The sequence below is a fragment of the Paractinoplanes aksuensis genome (genome assembly GCF_024137025.1).
Classification (GTDB): domain Bacteria; phylum Actinomycetota; class Actinomycetes; order Mycobacteriales; family Micromonosporaceae; genus Actinoplanes; species Actinoplanes aksuensis.
The window spans coordinates 284,757-301,701 of the sequence record NZ_JAMYJR010000003.1 but is presented as its reverse complement, the minus strand read 5'-3'; the positions used below and the strand labels follow the sequence as shown (position 1 = coordinate 301,701).

The window sequence follows — 16,945 nt, the reverse complement described above, 5'->3', positions numbered from 1 at the left end:
CCCGACCGGCGCCGCTGCCGCGCCCCGTTGCTGCCCGCCGCGCTGTCATTCACGCCGTCGATGCTACGGAGTCGAACTGGGAAGTCCCGGAGCGCGTTTTGTCGTACCCCTGCCCTAGCCTTTCCGATATGACGGCACCGACGGTCTCCCCCGCTGACTCCCCGGCCCCCCACACGGGGCCCTCGCTGTCACCGTCGCGCGCGGCCGACTTCAAGACCTGCCCGCTGCTGTTCCGCTTCCGCACGATCGACCGCCTCCCCGAGCAGCCCACCGCCGACCAGGTGCGCGGCACGCTGGTCCACGCGGTGCTCGAGGCCCTGTTCGACCTGCCCGCGGCCGACCGCACGCCCGAGGCCGCGGCCGCCCTGGTCGCCCCGTCCTGGCAGCGCCTGCTGACCGACGAGCCCGAGCTGGCCGAGATCTTCGCCGCCGCCACCGGCGCCCCCGAGCCCCCGGCCCTGCTCGACGCCGCCGGCCATGCGATCAGTGCCGGCACCGTCATCGTCGATCCCGCGGCGGCCGACGCTGAGGCCGACGCGACCGGCGGTGTCGACCCTTCGGCGGGCGAGCAGGCCCGGCTGGCCGCCTTCCTCGCGAGCGCCCAGGCCCTGCTGCCCGGCTACTTCGCGCTCGAAGACCCGCGCCGCCTCGAACCGGCCGAGCGCGAGACCCTGGTGTCCACCCTGGTCGACGACGAGCTGCTGATCCGCGGCTACATCGACCGTCTCGACGTCTCCCCCGCCGGCGACCTGCGCGTGGTCGACTACAAGACCGGCGGCGCCCCACGCGAGGCATTCGAGGGCCGCGCCCTGTTCCAGCTGAAGTTCTACGCCCTGGTGCTGTGGCGCACCCGCGGCGTCGTCCCCCGCGTGCTGCGCCTGGTCTACCTGAAAGACACCGAGATCTGCGACTACAGCCCCGACGCCGAAGAGCTGGAACGCTTCGAGCGCACGCTGGTCGCCCTCTCCCAGGCCATCGAACGGGCCAAGCAGGAGCAAACGTTCCTCCCCAAGCGCAGCCGCCTGTGCGGCTGGTGCAGCCACCAGTCCGTCTGCCCCGAGTTCGGCGGCACCCCGCCGCCCTACCCCGTCCACGTGACCGAACAGCCCTCCTCCGCCCCCGCCGACGACGACCGCCTGGCCTGACCCCGCCCGCCGTCCGGGATCCCCTAGGGTTGCCGCCATGCCCCTCGAGGTGACCGCGCCGCGCCCGCTGCGTGTCCTGCTGGCCGACGCGGCCCCCATGCAGCGCTCGGGCCTCCGCGCCGTCCTGACCGGCGCCGCAGCCGGCGGCCCACCGGCCGGCGCGACGGCCACCGGCGAGATCGTGGTCGCGGCCGAGACCGGCGACGGCGGCGAGGCGGTCGACCTTGCCCGCCGCCTGGTCCCCGACGTGCTGATCACCGACCTCACCCTCCCCCGCATCGACGGCCTGGCCGTGACCCGGGCGATCACCAAGGCCGCCCTGCCGGTGCGGGTGCTGATCCTCACCGACCACGACACCGACGAGGACGTCCTGACCGCGATCGGTGCCGGGGCGGCCGGCTACGTGTGCAAGACCGCCCCGCCCGACGAGCTCATCGCCGCCGTCCGCGCCGTGGGCACAGGTGGCGCGGTCATCACCCCGGCCATCCTCAACCGCATCCTGGCCCGGGTGGCCGAGGCCCTGCCCGCCCCCGAGACCACCACTTCGTCCAAGCTGGACACCCTGACCGACCGCGAACGCGAGGTCCTGATCCACGTGGCCCGCGGCCACTCGAACGCCGAGATCGCCGCCGCCCTCCAGGTCAGCGAAACCACGATCAAAACCCACGTGGGCCACGTCCTGACCAAACTCCGCCTGCGCGACCGCACCCAGGCCGTAGTCCTCGCCTACGAAACCGGCCTGGTCAAACCCGGCGCCTGACCGGCCGGGCCTACGTCGGCGGCGGGCTCGCCGGGTCGTACGACTTGGCCCGGATGAGAACTCTCTCGAAGTGCGTGGCGGCCCGCCGTGTCGCATCACGTTTGCGCCGGAAGGTGACGCGCGTCGGAACCCCGGTGGCCGAATCCGTCACCTCGTGCACCATCTGGTCATCAAAGATCGTGATGTCCCGCTCCGGATCGTCGAGAGGCGCGACCTGGCCGAGCCGTATCGAGAACACGCTGACGCCCGCGGCTTTCTGCTCCTTCATCAGATCTGTCAGCTCCGGCAGGCGTGCCTCCGGGAAGCCGGCTCCGTCGATGAAGATCCGCTGGATCTTGACGCCCCGCTTGATGGCCTCGATGTTCGCCTCCCAGTAGCGCCGGCCGCCCTCCGACTGCCACCAGTCAAGATCTTGCGACGCGATGGTGATGCCACGAAGGGAAAGCTTGCAGTTCTGCACGCTGTCCTGCAGCAACTCGATGCTCTCGGTCCCCACATCGAGCTCGAGCTCGCCCGCCGAGACGCGTTCGAGCCAGATCGCCGACTCCTGGGCATGGGCGCGCAAGGCATCCTGATAGATCGAGTTCTCGGTCGACACCACGGCGCCCGCGTAAGCCGCCAGCACCCGCCGAGCCAGCGGATACGCCGTCGGCGGCAGCCGGTCGAGACTGCGGATCAGTTCGCTGATCGTGTCCCGATGCTCCTCGCCGCGGGCCAGTCGCAGGATCAGCTCGATCGTCACTGCGACCAGGACGCCGATGGCGCCGAGCGCCACTTGGCCCTGTATCGGGTCGGGAAGAACGACACCGAGAAGGTAGAAGCCGATGCCGAGAACGACCGGGAGCAGTACCGGGAGTGTCATTCTCCCTGTTCTCCGCGCCCGGCCGGCGTTGTGAGTCGTCGCCATGGGGAACATCGTCCGGCCGTAATGATCCAGCCGGTTGAATGTGTCCTTGATCAGGCACGACGCAGCACCCGGACCCGGTGGCGGCCGGATCCGGGTGCTTCGGGCCCGTCAGTTCTCGCGGCGGGGGTTCGGTGTCGGGCCGCGGCTCACGGGCCACTCCGGCGGGGTGAAGCGGTCGCTGCGCTTGCGCAGGCCGTTGCGCAGGCGGTGGCGGACGGAGTTCTCGAGGCCGTAGCGGTTGTCGGGCAGCATGTCAGGCGTCCTTCCGGTCGGTGGCGCGGTGCAGGTGGATGTCGCCGCTGGCGGTGCGGACGGTCAGTTCGACCGCCGGACCGCCGGGGGCGGGCGGGGCGACCTCGGGCTGGGTCAGGTCGGTGATCGTGCGGCCCGAGGCGGTGCTGACGTCGAGCCACACGCCCGCGCCGGCCTGGATGCCGACCTGGACGTCGCCCGACGCCGTCTTGATCTCGCTGCGGCCCTCGCGGAGCCGGCCGACGCGGACGTCGCCCGAGGCGGTGGAGACCAGCAGCCGGCCGTCGACCGCGTCGAAGCGCAGGTCGCCGCTCGCCGACTTGGCGGCGACGTCACCTGTGACGTCACCGACGCGGATGTCGCCGGACGCGACCCCGATCCGCAGCGACCCGCCGACCCGGCCGACCGCGAGGTCGCCGCTGGCGCTGTCGAGGTCGGCGTCGCCGGTGACGTCGTCGACCCGGATGTCGGCCGACGCGACGTCGAGCTTCACCGTCTGCCAGGGGCCGGTGGCCGTGATGTCGGCCGAGGCGCTCTTGCCGGCCAGCGAGCTGCCGGCGGGCACCCGGGCCGTGATGGCCAGCTTGGGCGTACGCCGCAGCGTCCAGGCCCCGCTGCCGCGCTCACCGATCACCAGCGTGTCGCCCTCGAGCAGCACCGGCGTGTTCTCGGCGGCCTCGCCGGACCGGCCGTCCATCGGCTCGACGGTGACCTGGATGTCGTCGCGGTCCTCGGCGTACAGCTGGACGATGCCGTTGCGGGCGTGCAGCGCCACGGTGACGGGGGTGGGGTGCGGGAACTCGTACATGAGGGGTCTCTTTTCTGCCGTTCGAGGGCATGCCGAAGATGCTCGACCCTCACCGAGGGCCAAGGTCAAGGAAGGGGGTCACTCAGGCCTGGAAGTAGCCGGTCACGCGCTTGGGGTTGCGCCCGCCGGCGCCCGGAAAGGGCGGCGGCGGGAACGGCGGGGGCATCGGCCCGTTGACGGCCGCGGTGACCGCCCGCACCAGCCAGGCGTTGACCGAGATGCCCTCGGCCGCCGCGGTCTGCTCGACGTGGGTCTTGAGCGACTCGGGCATCCTGAGGGTGAGCCGGGTCAGGTCGCCGTCGGGCGGGATCGGGGCGGCCGGCGCGGCCGGGGCCGCCGGCGGCTCGGGGGGTTCGGGTGCGTGGTGGTTGACCACCAGGTCGGCCTCGCGGCCGCGCAGCCGCACCTCGACGCTGGCGTCGGGGAGGCGGGTGGTGATCTCGGCCGCCGCGTCGGACAGCGCCTCGAGCAGCGCCAGGCGGGCCGACGCCTCGAGCGAGTGCCCGAGCAGTTCGGCCGCCCGTGTGGTCTCCGGCCCGGCCGGGGCGGCCACTGCGGCGAGGTCCGCCCGAAGCGTTTCGAGGTACGGCGTCAAGTCCATGACACCACTATGACGTCACTGCTGACGTCAGTCAAGTGTCAGTCCGCCGTCACTCTGACATCTCAGGGTGGACCCTGAGAAACCCCTGGGTGCTTCCCGTACCCGAATCTCCGCGTCGGCGTACGCCCCTGGGCTGACGTCAGCGCGCCGTCACACCGAAACACTGGCCCCAGCAGAAACCACAACCAGGGGGCTTGACGATGATCGGGACGAAGGCGGCGCGCGCCGACGATGTCTGGAAGGTCTACGGCAAGGAGGAGGCGCGCGTCGTGGCGCTGCGCGGCGTCAGCGCGAGCTTCGAGCGCGGCAAGTTCACGGCCATCATGGGCCCGTCCGGCAGCGGCAAGTCGACGCTGATGCACTGCCTGGCCGGCCTCGACACGGTCACCCGGGGCACCGTGCACATCGGCGGCACCGAGGTCACCGGCCTGAACGACAAGGCGCTGACCAAGCTGCGGCGCGACCGCGTCGGTTTCATCTTCCAGCAGTTCAACCTGCTGCCGACGCTGACCGCGGCCGAGAACATCCGGCTCCCGCTCGACATCGCCGGCAAGAAGCCCGACCCGCAGTGGTGGGACACCGTGATCGGCACGGTCGGCCTGGGCGACCGCCTCAACCACCGCCCGAGCCAGCTCTCCGGCGGTCAGCAGCAGCGGGTGGCGTGTGCGCGGGCCCTGATGAGCCGGCCCGACGTCATCTTCGCCGACGAACCCACCGGCAACCTCGACTCCAAGGCCGGCGCCGAGATCCTGGCCTTCCTGCGCAGCAGCGTGCTCGAGCACGGGCAGACCATCGTCATGGTCACCCACGACCCGGTCGCCGCCAGCTACACCGACCGCGTGGTCTTCCTGGCCGACGGAGAGATCGTGGCCGAGCTCGAGAACCCGACCCCCGAGTCGGTGCTCGAGCAGATGAAGGCCGGGGAGGTGCTGGTCTGATGCTGCGCGCGACGCTGAAGAGCCTGCTCGCCCGCAAGCTGCGGCTGGTGCTCTCCGGTCTGGCCGTGGTGCTCGGTGTCATGTTCGTCGCCGGCGCGTTCGTCACCACGGACACACTGGGCCGCACGTTCGACAAGCTGTTCGCCGAGGGCTACTCGCAGGTCGACGTGGCCGTCACGGCCAAGCCCAAGGTGGCCGTGTCCGAGATGGAGGGTGAACAGATCCTCACCCCGCTCCCGGCCTCGCTGGTCGACCAGGTGGCGGCCGTGCCCGGGGTCGCCAAGGCCACCGGCGTCATCTCCGACGACGGCGCCCGGGTGATCGGCTCCGACGGCAAGGTGGTCACCAGCTACGGGCCGCCGCGCATCGGCATGAACTGGGTCGGCACCGACGACCTGATGCAGATGCGCTCGGGCCGCGGCCCCGAGAAGGACAACGAGATCGCCGTCAACGAGGCCGTGGCCAAGGCGGCCGGCATCAAGGTCGGCGATCAGGTGGGCGTGCTCACCCAGCTCCCCAAGCAGACGTTCACGCTGGTCGGCGTGTGGGGCTACACCAACGACCGGGACAGCATCGGCGGCGTGCAAGAGGTCGCTTTCACCACGCCGCAGGCCCAGCGCTCGATGCTGGGCAAGACCGGCGTGTTCACCCAGATCTACGCGGACTCGGCCGACGGCAGGACTTCCGAGGCCGTACGGGATCAGATCGCGGCCCGGCTGGGCAGTGATTACGAGGTCAAGACCGGGCAGCAGCTGGCCGACGAGAGCTCGGCCGAGTTCAAGGACGCGCTCGGGTTCTTCAACAACATCCTGCTCGGGTTCGCCGGTGTGGCCCTGTTCGTGGGCACGTTCCTGATCCTCAACACGTTCTCGATCATCGTCGCCCAGCGGACGCGGGAGCTGGCACTGATGCGCGCGCTCGGCGCCGGCCGGCGGCAGGTGATCGGCTCGGTGCTCGTCGAGGCCTTCGTCATCGGCCTGGTCGCGGCGGTGCTGGGCCTGGGTGCGGGCGTTGGGGTGGGCGCGTTGCTGGTCACGCTGTTCGGCTCGATGAGCGGCGGCCTCGATCCGGCAACGGTGGGCGTGCCGATGGCCGCGATCCTCAGCTCGCTGATCGTGGGTGTCGTGGTCACGGTCGTGGCGGCCGTGCTTCCGGCCGTACGGGCATCGCGCATCTCGCCGATCGCCGCGATGCAGGACGTCGCCACCCCCGACCGGCCGCTGACGAAGGTCACGGTCACCGGCGCCGTCATCGGCGCGGCCGGCGCGGCCCTGCTCGGCGTCGGCCTGTACGGCAACGACTCGCTCTGGCTGATCCTCGGCGGGGTGCTGGTCACTTTCATCGGGGTCGCGCTGCTCACGCCGCTGATCTCCAAGCCGGTGGTGGGCGCGCTGGGCCGGCTGTTCTCGTGGTCGGTGCCCGGACGGCTGGGCCGGCTCAACTCGGGCCGCAACCCCCGCCGGACGGCGATCACGGCGGCCGCCCTGATGGTCGGCATCGCGCTGGTCACCGGGGTCACGGTGGTGATCGGCTCGGTCAAGCAGAGCATCGCCACGACCGCCGAGACCACGGTCAAGGCCGAGATCGTGATCGGCGGCGACCAGAACGGTCCGCGGCCACCGGTCTTCGACGAGGCGGTGCTGGCCCGGGCGGCCGCGATCCCGGGCGTACGGGCCGTGGGCGGCGTCTGGAACGAGCAGGTGCTGCTGGACGGCGAGCGCGACTACGTCACCGCCACCGACAACCTGGCCAAGCTGGCCGACGCGTTCGGCTCGCCGCCCCTGCCCGCTCTGAAGAGCGACCAGATGGCGGTCAGCACGGAGGTGGCGGCCGAAAGGGGCTGGGCGGTCGGCACGGTGGTGAAGGCGCAGATGCCACGCGGCGAGGAACACCGCTACACGGTCGTCGCCACGTACGACGAGGAGCGGGTGCCCGGCGCCATCATGCTGCCGAAGGCCGCGACCAAGGAGTTCGGGCTCACCCAGCCCATCGTCGGCTTCGTCCGGCTGGCCGACGGCGCCACCGTCAGCCAGGTGTTGCCGCAGGTCAAGGCGCTGGTCGCGGACAGCCCCGAGGTCAACGCGACCGACCGCAGCAGCTTCGTCGACCAGCAGCTCAGCACGTTCGACACGGTGATCCTGATGGTCCAGGTGCTGCTCGGCCTGGCGATCCTGATCGCTGTGCTCGGCGTCATCAACACGCTGGCCCTGTCGGTCCTGGAACGCACCCGCGAACTGGGCCTGCTCCGCGCCGTCGGCCTGGGCCGAGCCCAGACGATGCGCATGGTCACGGTCGAGGCAGTGGTGATCTCGGTCTTCGGCGCCCTGCTGGGCGTGGTCGTCGGCTCCGGCCTCGGCGCGGCCGTGGTGCAGGCCCTGGAGGGCGAAGGCATCACCGAGCTGGTGTTCCCGTGGTCCCAGATGGCCGTCTACCTGGGCCTGGCCGCCCTGGTCGGCGTCCTGGCCGCGGTCCTGCCCTCCATCAAGGCCGCCCGGCTGAACGTCCTGGCCGCCATCGCCCACGACTGAGTCTCGCGGGCCGGCCCGACCGGGCCGGCCCGCGGCCCTCAGCTCTTCTCGGGCTCCAGCAGGCCCCGGCTGATCAGGAGCTCGGCCAGATACGCGGGGTCCACGCCCACCAATGAGGTGCGCAGGTGGACCCCGTCGGTGGGCGGAAGTTCGAGTTCGGAGGGGACCGCCAGGACGGCTGCGCCCGAGGCGAGGGCGCTGGAGACGCCGGTCGGTGAGTCCTCGATGGCTACGCAGTCCTCGATGGGGACGCCGAGCAGTTTCGCGGCGGCGCGGTAGGGCTCGGGGTCGGGCTTGGGCATGGCGACCTCGTCGCCGCAGACGATGACGTCGAAGTTCTCGCGGCCCAGGGTGTCGAGGGCGACCTCGACCAGGCGGCGGCCGGTCGAGGTGACCAGGGCGGTGGGCAGGCCGGCGAAGCGGACGGCGTGCAGCAGGGCCTGGGCGCCGGGACGCCACACCAGTCCCTCGGCGAACAGCTCGAACACGCGGCTCGTGAGCCACTCGACGTCGGGGGCCTCGGGGCGGTCGGGCAGGCCGAGGTCGTCGCGGAAGATCTGCATGCTGTTCGCCATGCTGCTGCCGATCATGGCCTGCCGGGCGGCCGGGGACAGCTCGCCGCCGGCCCGCGCGGCCAGCTCGTGCAGGGCGATCTCCCACACCTTCTCGCTGTCCACCAGCGTTCCGTCCATGTCGAAGAGCACCGCGGCCGGTCGTCGCGCGTTCAGGATGAGCCTCCATGATTGGCGGGTGAGCGTCGGTGACCATTGTCCCCGCGCGGGCGGCGCCGTGCGGCCGTTAACTCCATCACTGTCCGGGCGCGCCGGGCCGGCGTACCTTCGGCGGCATGAAGCCCGAGGCGGTCACCCTCAGCACCCCGCGGCCGGTGCGGCGGCCGGTGCTCGGGCAGCGCTGGGCCGACCTGGCCTTCCTGCACTGGGCGGTCGACCCGGCGGTGGTCGCGCCGCTGCTGCCCGCCGGCACGGCGCCCGACACGCTGGACGGCGTCACGTATGTCGGGTTGATCGGCTTCCGGATGGAGGGGGTCGGCTTCCTCGGGGGCCCCGGGGTGCCGTACCTGGGAACGTTTGCCGAGACAAATGTGCGGCTCTACAGCGTTGATGCGCGCGGGCGCCGGGCTGTGGTGTTCCGATCTCTGGAGGCCGAGCGGTTGCTGCCGGTGCTGACGGCGCGGCTGTCGCTGCGGCTGCCGTACATGTGGGCCCGCATGCGGATCACGCGGGCGGGTGACGTGTTGACCTATTCGACGCGGCGGCGCTGGCCGGGGCCGCGCGGCGCGACCAGCGAGATGGCGGTGCGGGTGGGCGAGCCGATCGCCGAGCCGACGCCGCTGGAGTGTTTCCTGACCGCGCGCTGGGGTCTGCACACTACGGCCTGGGGCGGCACGCGGCATCTGGCCAACGAGCACCCGCCGTGGCCGCTGCACCGGGCCGAGCTGTTGTCGCTGTCGGACGAGCTGGTGGGCGCGGCCGGTCTGCCTCAGCCGTCGGAGCCACCGGTCAGCGTGTTGTATTCGCCGGGCGTGGCGGTGGCGTTCGGCCAGACCCACGTACTGGCTCCGACTTAGGCCTTAGCCTGGGAAAATGGGTGCCACGCAGCTGATCTACCGCAGCCGCAAGAACAGTCTGCCGCCGAGCGGGATCTTCGAGATCCGGGACTCGGCCCGGCGCAACAACGCCGAGAACGACGTCACCGGGGTGCTGCTGTTCAACCGCGACTACTTCCTGCAGTGCCTGGAAGGGGACGCGCAAGTCGTTACGGCGACTTTCCGGACGATAAGTGGCGATACCCGGCACAGCGAGGTCACCCTGATCGCCGTGCACGACGTGGCCGAGCGCAGCTTCCCGGACTGGTCGATGGGCCTGGTCGACAGCACGTCGCCCGATCTGCGGGTGGCGCTGCGCGACGTGCTGCCGGGCTACGAGTTCACGCCCGAGAACCTGAGCGAGCAGACCGCGACCGAGCTGATGCGCCGGATGCGGACGCTCAACTACGCCTATTGAGCGGGCCGGCGGACCAGTGCGACATCGGTGTGGATGACGAAGTCGATCGTGCCGCCGTGCGAGTCGACGACGGCCAGTGTGTCATCGAGAGCGGCCTCGGCCGCGACCGGGTCGAGCACCGGGCCGGGCCCGGCCGCGGCCAGCAGATGCTCGGCGAGCGCCGCGGGGTAACCCGGCCGGATCCGGTCGTACTCGTCCGCCACCTCGCCGAAAACCGTGCCCCGTTCGCGCATCCGATCAAGATACCGGCGTCAGGCGATGAGCGCTGCCGTGTACTGGTCGGCCACGGCGGCCGGATCGGCCAGTTCGGACCCGGCCGCGGTCAGTCCGAAATCGACCACGTCGGCGCCGAGCTCGCGCAGCAGCCGGGCCAGGAACGCCTCGGCCGTCTCGGCCTGCGACGGCACCTCGGCCGTGACCACCGGGACGGCCAGCACCCCGGCCAGCGCGTTGGCCGGCAGCTGGTCGAGCAGCACCTTCAACGCGCCCGAGAACGTGCCGCGGTAGGTCGGCGTGGCCACGATCAGTACAGCGGCGTCCTGCACGTCGAGCAGGGCGGCGCCGGTCGCTCCGTCGTCCGGGGTCAGCAGACCGGGCCCGAGCGCGGCTACGTCGACCGTGATGAATGTTTCTTTGCCGCGGCTGCGCGCGATCCGCTCCCCCAGCGCGGTGGCCAGCCGCAACGTCCGCGATGCGGGACTCGGGTGGCCGGAGATGACAACCACGTCCGGCATGGGCGCCTCCTCGTCGTGACAACTTCCCGCCATCATCGTCGGGGTTCCGGAAGATTGCCATACGTCAACCAGCTGACCACGGAAGGTGACACCATTCGATATCTCACTGCGACACCGGCCGGAGCGTCGGTGGCCGTCCTCGACCTCGGTGCGAGCGACGGCGAAGCACGCGTCTACGTGGGCGGCCTCGGGTCGGCCACCACTGTCGGCTTCGCCCGGGTGACTGGGCATCCGGGTCTGGCCGGGCGGGGCCGGCACGTGCTGGTCGACCTGATCGGCAGCGGCTGGAGCGACCACGACGACACGTTCGGGCACACGATCGATGAGCACGCGGGCACGGTCCTCGGCGTACTGGAAGCTCTGGATCTGCGGAAAGTGACGCTGGTCGGGCATTCGCTGGGCGGGTCGGTCGTGATCAGCGCGGCCGCCCGGCGCCCCGAGCTGGTCGGCGAGCTGGTGGTGGCCGAGCCCAACCTCGATCCGGGGGTGGGCACGTTCTCGGCCGAGATCTCCGCCTATGACGAGGACGCCTTCGTCGCCGCCGGGCATCAGTCCTTCGTCGACCGGTTCTTGAAAGAGGAACCCCAATTCGGCCGTACGGTGGCTCGGTGGTCCCCGCGTGGGCTGCACCGCACGGCAGTGTCGCTCCTGGCCGCTCGGCCCGCGACGTTCCGTGAGCAGCTCGGGGCGTTCGCCGGGCCGCGCCGTTACATCAGCGGCGAATTGTCGTACGAGGATCTGGAGCCACTGCGGCAGGCCGGCTGCGACGTTCGCGTGGTACCCGGCGCCGGGCACGTGCTCATGGACGACAACCTGGACGGCTTCGTGGCCGCCTTGCGCTGATCACCCCCTCACGACGACGGTTGTGCCGCTGCCCCGGTTACGCCCGCCGTCGCGGTGGACGTCACGACCACGGCCTCGCCGCCGACGCGGTTGCGCACTGCGTCACGGTGGAGGTTACGACGACGGGCTTGCCGCTGATGCGGTTTCGCCCTGCGTCACGACGACGGCCTTGCCGCTGATGCGGTTGTGCTCGATGTCGCGGTGGGCGTCGCGGATGCGGTCGAACGGATAGACCGTCACCGGGCCGAGCGTGAGCGTGCCGGCGGCCAGGCGGTCGAGGGCGTCCTGCAGGACGGGTGCGGGCAGGTCGGCCGCGCTGCCGCTGTACGCGGTGAGCCGCACCCCGGTCGGAAGGTAGCCGATCGGATAGAAGTCGGGGACCGTCCACTCGTTGCTCAGCATCCCGGCGAAGCAGACCGTGCCGCGGATCCGGGTCGCGGCCAGGGTGTCGGGCAGCGTGGGGGTGCCGACCAGTTCGAGGGCGGCGTCGACGCCGTCCGGGACGATGTCGCGGACCCGAGCGGCGACGGCGCCGTCGTCGAGGATGGGATGGTCGACGCCGTTCGCGGCGAGTTCGGCCCGGCGGGACGGCTGGCGGGTGGTGGCCAGGACGGTGGCGCCGAGGTCGCGGGCGAGCGCGGCAGCGGCGTAGCCCAGGGCTGAGGTGCCGCCGCGGATCAGCAGTGTCTGACCGGCTTGCAGGTCGAGGACGGTGGTCAGGGCGCCATACGCGGTCTGGAGGGTCTCGGGAACAGCGCCGATCACCTGCCACGGCAGCGCTGAACGGAACGGGATCACCTGTGCGCGCGGCACGACGGTGTAGTCGGCGTACCCGCCGTCGAAGGTGCGACCCATGCCACCCATGAGGGCCGCGACCTGCCGGCCGGGGGTCAGATCGGTGCCGGGGGCGGCGGCGACCACCCCGACCGCCTCGATGCCGGGCACGATCGGCAGGCGGGCACCCTCGGCGTAACCGAGACGCAGGTGAAGTTCGGAACGGTTCAGACCGAAGGCCTTGACCCGGATGCTCACCTCACCCGGGCCGGGCGAGGGCACCGGCCGCTCGATGATCTCGAGGTTCTCGACCGGACCGGGCTCGCGCAGAACGATGGCTCTCATGCTCCGGCCCAACAACATTCCATGGAATCTAATTCCGTGGAATGTAATGTCGAGATGTGACGGCGCGCGTGTGGTGGCTCAACGACCTGATCCGGCTCGAAATTCTGCTGTGGGAGCACGTCGACGTCCGGCTCAAGCGCGAGCACGGCCTGCCCCTGTCGTCGTACGAGACGCTGCTCGTGGTGGCCGGCGGCGGCGAGATCCGGATCGGCGACCTGGCCCGCGAGCTGCGCATCACGGTCGGCGGGGCCAGCAAGCTGGCCGACCGGGTCCGCGCGGCCGGGCTGATCGAGCGCACCGCCGACCCCGACGACCGCCGGGCCAGCCTGATCGGGCTGACCAGCCTCGGCCGGGAGCGACTGGCCGCCGCGACAGTGACCTACGACGCCGCGGTGGCCGAGAAACTCGACGGAGTCCTCAACGAGACCGAGCAACGGTCGATGCACGAGATGGTCCGCCGACTCCTCGCAGAGAACGCACAGCGATCGCACAGCTGAGCGACGCACAGTAGAGGGGTCACTTCTCTTGGTTCTTTCGGTACCGGAGGTACCCCTTGATCCTGGCTCTCGTCGACTTCGTTCTTCTGCTCGTGCAGCTGCTGCTGGTGGCCCGGGCCGTGCTCGACTGGAGCACCGTCCTGGCCGGCCCCGCCCAGGCCGGCGGCTTCCGGGCCAAGCTCATGTCCGGCGTCTACTCCGTCACCGAGCCGATCCTGGCCCCGGTGCGCCGCGTAGTGCCGCCCCTGCGCCTCGGCGGGGCCGCGATCGACCTCGCCTTCCTCATCGTCTTCTTCGGCATCATGGTGATCCGCGCGATCATCTAGGCGTCTGTTCCGTGGTGAGACCGCGCCCCGCCCCGAATGGCTCGGTCGTACGCGGAACTGGGCGCCGTGCTCGTTGCCGAAGTGGTGGATGTGCAGCAATCAGACCCGGGCCGGGTGCCGCACCCACAGGTTCTCCTCGACGTAGACCCCGCGGTCCCGCTCCACGTCGATCCGCACGAGATTCAAGGCGTCGGGCACGACGTAGTCGCGGGTCGCGGGGAACAGCATCCCGGTCCACTGCTCCCACTCGGCCACGGTCCCGGCGATCACCATCGATCGCCGGGCCGGGCCCAGCACCTCGGCTCCCATGCGCTGATGGGTCCGGATCCACGGGTCGATCGACAGCCCGTCGGGCCGGACCCACGTCGCGTACTCGGCCATCGGCACGGTCGGATAGCGGTGCTTCCAGGTCGGACGCAGCGGCGCGATGACATGCGACAACCCTTCCGCGTACGCCCGTAGCCGCAACTCCCCCAGCACGGCGCCGGCCAGACCGCGCCGATCGTGGGCCGCCCCGACCGCGGCCGCCATGAAACTGAGCGTGGTCGCCGGCCGGCCCGTCTCGTGCCCCTCGACCGCCCGCACGAGCGCATCGTCGTACCCCTCGGGCAGGTCGCCGACCGACCCGTCCCAGGCGAGCGGCACACCCCAGCCACCGGCCATCACCTTGCCGTCGTCGTCGAGCGCCATGACATCGAAGCGCCCGAAATACTGGGTCACTCGGGCCATGTACCGCTTGGGCACGTCATCGTGAAAGATGAACTCGGGCCAGCGCTCCCGGAACACCACAGCCGCCTCATCGTCCAGATCGGGCCGCTCGTTCCGCGTGATGATCCGCATCTCGTGCACACTAGAGCGCCAGACGACCGACGGCGCGGACGTTTCGCACCCGGGCCGCAATCAACACATCCCAGGGCTCGGATCGCCGGCAGCCCCAGCCCGCGAGACGAAACGGTTCGTCTCACGCGCGAGGACCAGCCCCCGGCAAGACGAAGCGGCTCGTCTCGCGGGCGAGGGCCGGCCCCTGGCAGAACGAGACGTTCTGTCTTGTAAGCCGTGCGGTGGCGTCCGGGCGCTCAGACGGCCAGGCCGCCGGTGGCTCGGATGTTCTGGCCGGTGATCCAGCCGCCCTTGGGTGAGCAGAGGAAGCCGACCACCGCGGCGACGTCGGCGGGGCGACCGAGGCGGCCGAGGGTGGTCATGGCGGCTGCGGCTTTCAGGGCTTCCGGCGGGTTTACCGACCGCAGCAGGTCGGTGTCGGTGGCGCCCGGCGAGACCGTGTTGACCGTGATTCCGCGCGGGCCGAGTTCGCGGGCCGCGACGGCGGTGATCTGTTCCAGGGCTGCTTTGCTGGCGCAGTAGAGGGCGAGGCCCGGCGCCTGCGAGACCGTGTTGAGCGTCGACACGTTGACCACCCGGCCGCCGTCGCGCAGCAGCGGCGTGGCGGCCCGGATCGCGAACAGTGGAAACTTGGTGTTGATGGTGAACACCCGGTCGAACTCGTCCGGCGTGAGCTGATCGATCGGCGCGGCGGTGGCGATGCTGGCGTTGTTCACCAGAATGTCGAGGCCGGCGCGGACCGGCGCGAACATCGCGTCCAGCGAGCTCAGATCCGCCTGGTCGGCCCGCACCGCCGTCGTGCCCGGGATGTCGGCGGCAACCTTGCCGGCGGCTTCTTCGTCCTGCCGGTAGGTGAAGACCACCCGGGCCCCGGACGCGGCCAGTTCTTCGACTATCGCCCGCCCGATGCCCCGCGATCCGCCGGTCACCAGCGCGGTCCTACCCGTGAGAGTCATGGCCCGCACGTTAGGGCTGCCCCGAGCCCCCGGTCTTGGACGTTTGCGACACCACGATCGGGTGCGTCCACTTATGACCGGCACGCCGAACGGGCGTCGTCATGCCACCGCGCGATGCCGCCGGGTCGAGTGCGACCAGCATCAGCGTCACGGGCTGCATGTCAGGCCCGGCCGGCACCGCTGGACCTGGACGTGTGCGACACGAGGATCGGCGGCGTCCGCAGGTGGGCGGAGAGTTGAGCGGGCGTCATCCCGGTCATCGCGCGGGTCTCCCGGGCCAGGTGCGACTGGTCGACCAGCCCGCTGCCCGCCGCGGCCTCGGCCGGTGTGGCACCCGCGCCGAACTGGCCGACGGCGCGTTGGAAGCGCGCGATCCGGGCCACGGCCCCGGGCGATATTCCGATGTGTTCCCGGAAACCTCGCTCCAGCCGTCGCCGCCCGACCCCCGACGCGGCCGCCACCGGCCCGATCGGTGGGCGATCACCTCGCTGAAGCCGCAACCAGGCCGCCAGAACCGCATCGTCCGGCCGCACGGCCGTCATACCGCCGAGGCGCGCCCCTAAGGCGGCAGCCTCACGCCCGGGACCCTGAGACTCGTCGGCCGCACGGCCGGACCTCGGTTCGAGAGCGCCGGCCTCGCACCCGGGCCGTAGTCCGAGCTCAGCAGGCTCCCGCCTCGACCGTGAGCCGACCTCCCAGCCGGGCTGCGATTCTCCGGGAGCCGGCCCCGGCCGCAATCCAAGGACGTCAGCCTCCCGCCCCGACCGCCCCTCGAGGGCGTCAGCCTCTCGCCCTGACAGCCACTTGAAGGCGACAGTTTCCCGGCCCGACGACGGTTCGGAAGCAGCAGCCCGGCCCGACGGCGGTTCGAAGGCGGCAGCCCGGCCCGACGGCGGTTCGAAGGCGGCAGCCCGCCGGCCCCGCCGCGGTTCGAATACCGCAGCCTGCCAGCCCGGTCGCGGCTCGACGGTGGCCGCCTGCTGCCCCGAGCGCAGGCCATGTGCGGCTGCGTCGTGGTGGAAGGCGGCACTGAGGATCGATTCCAGTAAGTCGAACCGGTGCTCCCAGGTCAGCGCCGCGCCGAGCAGGCCCGGCAGTTCGGTGGCGGCCGGACCCAGCACGTCGGCCAGGGCGATGGCGGCCCCGCCGAACTCGCGCATGGGGAGGCCGAACAAAGCACCTGCTCCGAGCGGCGTGAGCCCGATGCTGACACCGTGTCCCCACTCGGTTTCGCCGCCGGTTGTGGCTACCTCCCGTGCGCCTGACACCAGGCCGGACGGCGATCCGAAGTCGACGATCACGGTTGTCGAGGCCAGCGGCAGCAACAGATGACCGACCGGTTGACCCGAGCCCGAGCGGAAGCCGGACAGGCCGATTACGTACGCCCGCAGCCAGCTCGGCACAGCCCGGACTGCCACCTCACACGGCTCCCCCGAGATCACCGCCGGCACGGAGTGAATCTGCGCCCCCATGCCATCAGGTTTTCGCCACCCGCTGTCCGCGTCAACCGTGGGGTTCGGGTCTGGGCGCAACCACTCACTCAGGTCGCCCGGGTGGGTCGGGCGTTCTGGGCGCCCCAGCGCCCTGCCCGGCCCGCCCGGGCCCTCGACGTGAGTTGCGGTCCGCACCCACCACCCCGCCACGACATCCGGCTCTTGACCCTCCCG

20 protein-coding genes are annotated in these 16,945 nt (G+C 71.2%); 9 read left to right on the top strand and 11 right to left on the bottom strand.

Annotated elements, in window-relative coordinates; all coding sequences use genetic code 11:
• Positions 1 to 128 precede the first annotated feature (128 nt).
• Together M1L60_RS05735 and M1L60_RS05730 are read left to right on the top strand one after the other, a co-directional pair.
• On the top strand, positions 129 to 1,145 hold the full coding sequence (locus M1L60_RS05735) for a RecB family exonuclease (RefSeq protein ID WP_253236224.1): 1,017 nt from the start codon (positions 129 to 131) through the stop codon (positions 1,143 to 1,145).
• Positions 1,146 to 1,182: 37 nt separating this feature from the next.
• A complete protein-coding gene (locus tag M1L60_RS05730) occupies positions 1,183 to 1,905 on the top strand; it encodes a response regulator (protein ID WP_253236223.1) in 723 nt (240 codons plus the stop codon).
• Between the two features lie 10 nt (positions 1,906 to 1,915).
• Here M1L60_RS05730 and M1L60_RS05725 read toward each other — a convergent pair whose 3' ends face one another.
• The 4 genes from M1L60_RS05725 to M1L60_RS05710 all read right to left on the bottom strand — a co-directional run bounded on the left by M1L60_RS05725 (position 1,916) and on the right by M1L60_RS05710 (position 4,473).
• On the bottom strand, positions 1,916 to 2,812 hold the full coding sequence (locus M1L60_RS05725) for a hypothetical protein (RefSeq protein WP_253236222.1): 897 nt from the start codon (positions 2,810 to 2,812) through the stop codon (positions 1,916 to 1,918).
• A 108-nt stretch (positions 2,813 to 2,920) separates the two neighbouring features.
• Complete coding sequence (locus M1L60_RS05720; protein WP_253236221.1) at positions 2,921 to 3,064, bottom strand: hypothetical protein; 144 nt, start codon at positions 3,062 to 3,064, stop codon at positions 2,921 to 2,923.
• A gap of 1 nt (position 3,065) precedes the next feature.
• Complete coding sequence (locus M1L60_RS05715; RefSeq protein WP_253236220.1) at positions 3,066 to 3,872, bottom strand: DUF4097 family beta strand repeat-containing protein; 807 nt, start codon at positions 3,870 to 3,872, stop codon at positions 3,066 to 3,068.
• Positions 3,873 to 3,954: 82 nt separating this feature from the next.
• Entirely contained in the window at positions 3,955 to 4,473 is a 519-nt protein-coding gene (locus M1L60_RS05710; RefSeq protein WP_253236219.1) for a hypothetical protein, read from the bottom strand.
• A gap of 200 nt (positions 4,474 to 4,673) precedes the next feature.
• Between M1L60_RS05710 and M1L60_RS05705 the strand changes: the two genes are divergently transcribed.
• Complete coding sequence (locus M1L60_RS05705) at positions 4,674 to 5,411, top strand: ABC transporter ATP-binding protein (RefSeq protein WP_253236218.1); 738 nt, start codon at positions 4,674 to 4,676, stop codon at positions 5,409 to 5,411.
• Entirely contained in the window at positions 5,411 to 7,939 is a 2,529-nt protein-coding gene (locus tag M1L60_RS05700; RefSeq protein ID WP_253236217.1) for an ABC transporter permease, read from the top strand. The genes M1L60_RS05705 and M1L60_RS05700 overlap by 1 nt, the downstream gene beginning before the upstream one ends.
• A 38-nt stretch (positions 7,940 to 7,977) precedes the next feature.
• Here the strand turns inward: M1L60_RS05700 and M1L60_RS05695 are convergent, their stop codons facing one another.
• Positions 7,978 to 8,643, bottom strand: a complete 666-nt coding sequence (locus M1L60_RS05695; RefSeq protein ID WP_253236216.1) for an HAD family hydrolase — start codon at positions 8,641 to 8,643, stop codon at positions 7,978 to 7,980.
• 143 nt (positions 8,644 to 8,786) lie between these two features.
• Between M1L60_RS05695 and M1L60_RS05690 the strand changes: the two genes are divergently transcribed.
• Both M1L60_RS05690 and M1L60_RS05685 read left to right on the top strand, forming a co-directional pair.
• The gene (locus M1L60_RS05690; protein WP_253236215.1) at positions 8,787 to 9,527 is read left to right on the top strand and encodes a YqjF family protein; all 741 of its coding nucleotides are present in this window, start codon (positions 8,787 to 8,789) and stop codon (positions 9,525 to 9,527) included.
• Positions 9,528 to 9,543: 16 nt separating this feature from the next.
• Positions 9,544 to 9,963 (top strand): BLUF domain-containing protein, encoded by a 420-nt coding sequence (locus tag M1L60_RS05685; RefSeq protein WP_253236214.1) that lies wholly within the window; start codon positions 9,544 to 9,546, stop codon positions 9,961 to 9,963.
• Here M1L60_RS05685 and M1L60_RS05680 read toward each other — a convergent pair.
• Together M1L60_RS05680 and M1L60_RS05675 are read right to left on the bottom strand one after the other, a co-directional pair.
• On the bottom strand, positions 9,957 to 10,196 hold the full coding sequence (locus tag M1L60_RS05680) for a hypothetical protein (RefSeq protein WP_253236213.1): 240 nt from the start codon (positions 10,194 to 10,196) through the stop codon (positions 9,957 to 9,959). The genes M1L60_RS05685 and M1L60_RS05680 overlap by 7 nt on opposite strands.
• An 18-nt stretch (positions 10,197 to 10,214) precedes the next feature.
• Positions 10,215 to 10,697 carry an NADPH-dependent FMN reductase gene (locus tag M1L60_RS05675; RefSeq protein WP_253236212.1) on the bottom strand — a complete coding sequence of 161 codons (483 nt, stop codon included), beginning with the start codon at positions 10,695 to 10,697 and terminating at the stop codon, positions 10,215 to 10,217.
• A 129-nt stretch (positions 10,698 to 10,826) separates the two neighbouring features.
• Between M1L60_RS05675 and M1L60_RS05670 the strand changes: the two genes are divergently transcribed.
• The gene (locus M1L60_RS05670; protein WP_253236211.1) at positions 10,827 to 11,540 is read left to right on the top strand and encodes an alpha/beta fold hydrolase; all 714 of its coding nucleotides are present in this window, start codon (positions 10,827 to 10,829) and stop codon (positions 11,538 to 11,540) included.
• A gap of 114 nt (positions 11,541 to 11,654) precedes the next feature.
• Here M1L60_RS05670 and M1L60_RS05665 read toward each other — a convergent pair whose 3' ends face one another.
• Positions 11,655 to 12,659 carry a zinc-binding dehydrogenase gene (locus M1L60_RS05665; protein ID WP_253236210.1) on the bottom strand — a complete coding sequence of 335 codons (1,005 nt, stop codon included), beginning with the start codon at positions 12,657 to 12,659 and terminating at the stop codon, positions 11,655 to 11,657.
• A gap of 56 nt (positions 12,660 to 12,715) precedes the next feature.
• On the opposite strand from M1L60_RS05665, the gene M1L60_RS05660 reads away from it, so the two are divergent.
• Positions 12,716 to 13,156: a MarR family winged helix-turn-helix transcriptional regulator gene (locus tag M1L60_RS05660; RefSeq protein ID WP_253236209.1), complete on the top strand. Its 441-nt coding sequence runs from the start codon at positions 12,716 to 12,718 to the stop codon at positions 13,154 to 13,156.
• Between the two features lie 56 nt (positions 13,157 to 13,212).
• Positions 13,213 to 13,482: a YggT family protein gene (locus tag M1L60_RS05655; protein ID WP_253236208.1), complete on the top strand. Its 270-nt coding sequence runs from the start codon at positions 13,213 to 13,215 to the stop codon at positions 13,480 to 13,482.
• Positions 13,483 to 13,581: 99 nt separating this feature from the next.
• Here M1L60_RS05655 and M1L60_RS05650 read toward each other — a convergent pair whose 3' ends face one another.
• From M1L60_RS05650 to M1L60_RS05640, 3 genes are all read right to left on the bottom strand, one after another.
• Positions 13,582 to 14,322: a hypothetical protein gene (locus M1L60_RS05650; RefSeq protein ID WP_253236207.1), complete on the bottom strand. Its 741-nt coding sequence runs from the start codon at positions 14,320 to 14,322 to the stop codon at positions 13,582 to 13,584.
• A 236-nt stretch (positions 14,323 to 14,558) separates the two neighbouring features.
• Entirely contained in the window at positions 14,559 to 15,278 is a 720-nt protein-coding gene (locus M1L60_RS05645) for an SDR family oxidoreductase (protein WP_253236206.1), read from the bottom strand.
• A gap of 161 nt (positions 15,279 to 15,439) precedes the next feature.
• A complete protein-coding gene (locus tag M1L60_RS05640) occupies positions 15,440 to 16,750 on the bottom strand; it encodes a helix-turn-helix domain-containing protein (protein WP_253236205.1) in 1,311 nt (436 codons plus the stop codon).
• Positions 16,751 to 16,945 lie beyond the last annotated feature (195 nt).

What these genes read in the sequence shown, in the direction of transcription:
- M1L60_RS05650 (WP_253236207.1), bottom strand. Translation starts at nt 14,322, where the DNA reads ATGCGGATCATCACGCGGAACGAGCGGCCCGATCTGGACGATGAGGCG.
- M1L60_RS05730 (WP_253236223.1), top strand. Translation starts at nt 1,183, where the DNA reads ATGCCCCTCGAGGTGACCGCGCCGCGCCCGCTGCGTGTCCTGCTGGCC.
- M1L60_RS05645 (WP_253236206.1), bottom strand. Translation starts at nt 15,278, where the DNA reads ATGACTCTCACGGGTAGGACCGCGCTGGTGACCGGCGGATCGCGGGGC.
- M1L60_RS05675 (WP_253236212.1), bottom strand. Translation starts at nt 10,697, where the DNA reads ATGCCGGACGTGGTTGTCATCTCCGGCCACCCGAGTCCCGCATCGCGG.
- M1L60_RS05705 (WP_253236218.1), top strand. Translation starts at nt 4,674, where the DNA reads ATGATCGGGACGAAGGCGGCGCGCGCCGACGATGTCTGGAAGGTCTAC.
- M1L60_RS05640 (WP_253236205.1), bottom strand. Translation starts at nt 16,750, where the DNA reads ATGGGGGCGCAGATTCACTCCGTGCCGGCGGTGATCTCGGGGGAGCCG.
- M1L60_RS05725 (WP_253236222.1), bottom strand. Translation starts at nt 2,812, where the DNA reads ATGGCGACGACTCACAACGCCGGCCGGGCGCGGAGAACAGGGAGAATG.
- M1L60_RS05735 (WP_253236224.1), top strand. Translation starts at nt 129, where the DNA reads ATGACGGCACCGACGGTCTCCCCCGCTGACTCCCCGGCCCCCCACACG.
- M1L60_RS05715 (WP_253236220.1), bottom strand. Translation starts at nt 3,872, where the DNA reads ATGTACGAGTTCCCGCACCCCACCCCCGTCACCGTGGCGCTGCACGCC.
- M1L60_RS05690 (WP_253236215.1), top strand. Translation starts at nt 8,787, where the DNA reads ATGAAGCCCGAGGCGGTCACCCTCAGCACCCCGCGGCCGGTGCGGCGG.
- M1L60_RS05680 (WP_253236213.1), bottom strand. Translation starts at nt 10,196, where the DNA reads ATGCGCGAACGGGGCACGGTTTTCGGCGAGGTGGCGGACGAGTACGAC.
- M1L60_RS05720 (WP_253236221.1), bottom strand. Translation starts at nt 3,064, where the DNA reads ATGCTGCCCGACAACCGCTACGGCCTCGAGAACTCCGTCCGCCACCGC.
- M1L60_RS05665 (WP_253236210.1), bottom strand. Translation starts at nt 12,659, where the DNA reads ATGAGAGCCATCGTTCTGCGCGAGCCCGGTCCGGTCGAGAACCTCGAG.
- M1L60_RS05685 (WP_253236214.1), top strand. Translation starts at nt 9,544, where the DNA reads ATGGGTGCCACGCAGCTGATCTACCGCAGCCGCAAGAACAGTCTGCCG.
- M1L60_RS05710 (WP_253236219.1), bottom strand. Translation starts at nt 4,473, where the DNA reads ATGGACTTGACGCCGTACCTCGAAACGCTTCGGGCGGACCTCGCCGCA.
- M1L60_RS05700 (WP_253236217.1), top strand. Translation starts at nt 5,411, where the DNA reads ATGCTGCGCGCGACGCTGAAGAGCCTGCTCGCCCGCAAGCTGCGGCTG.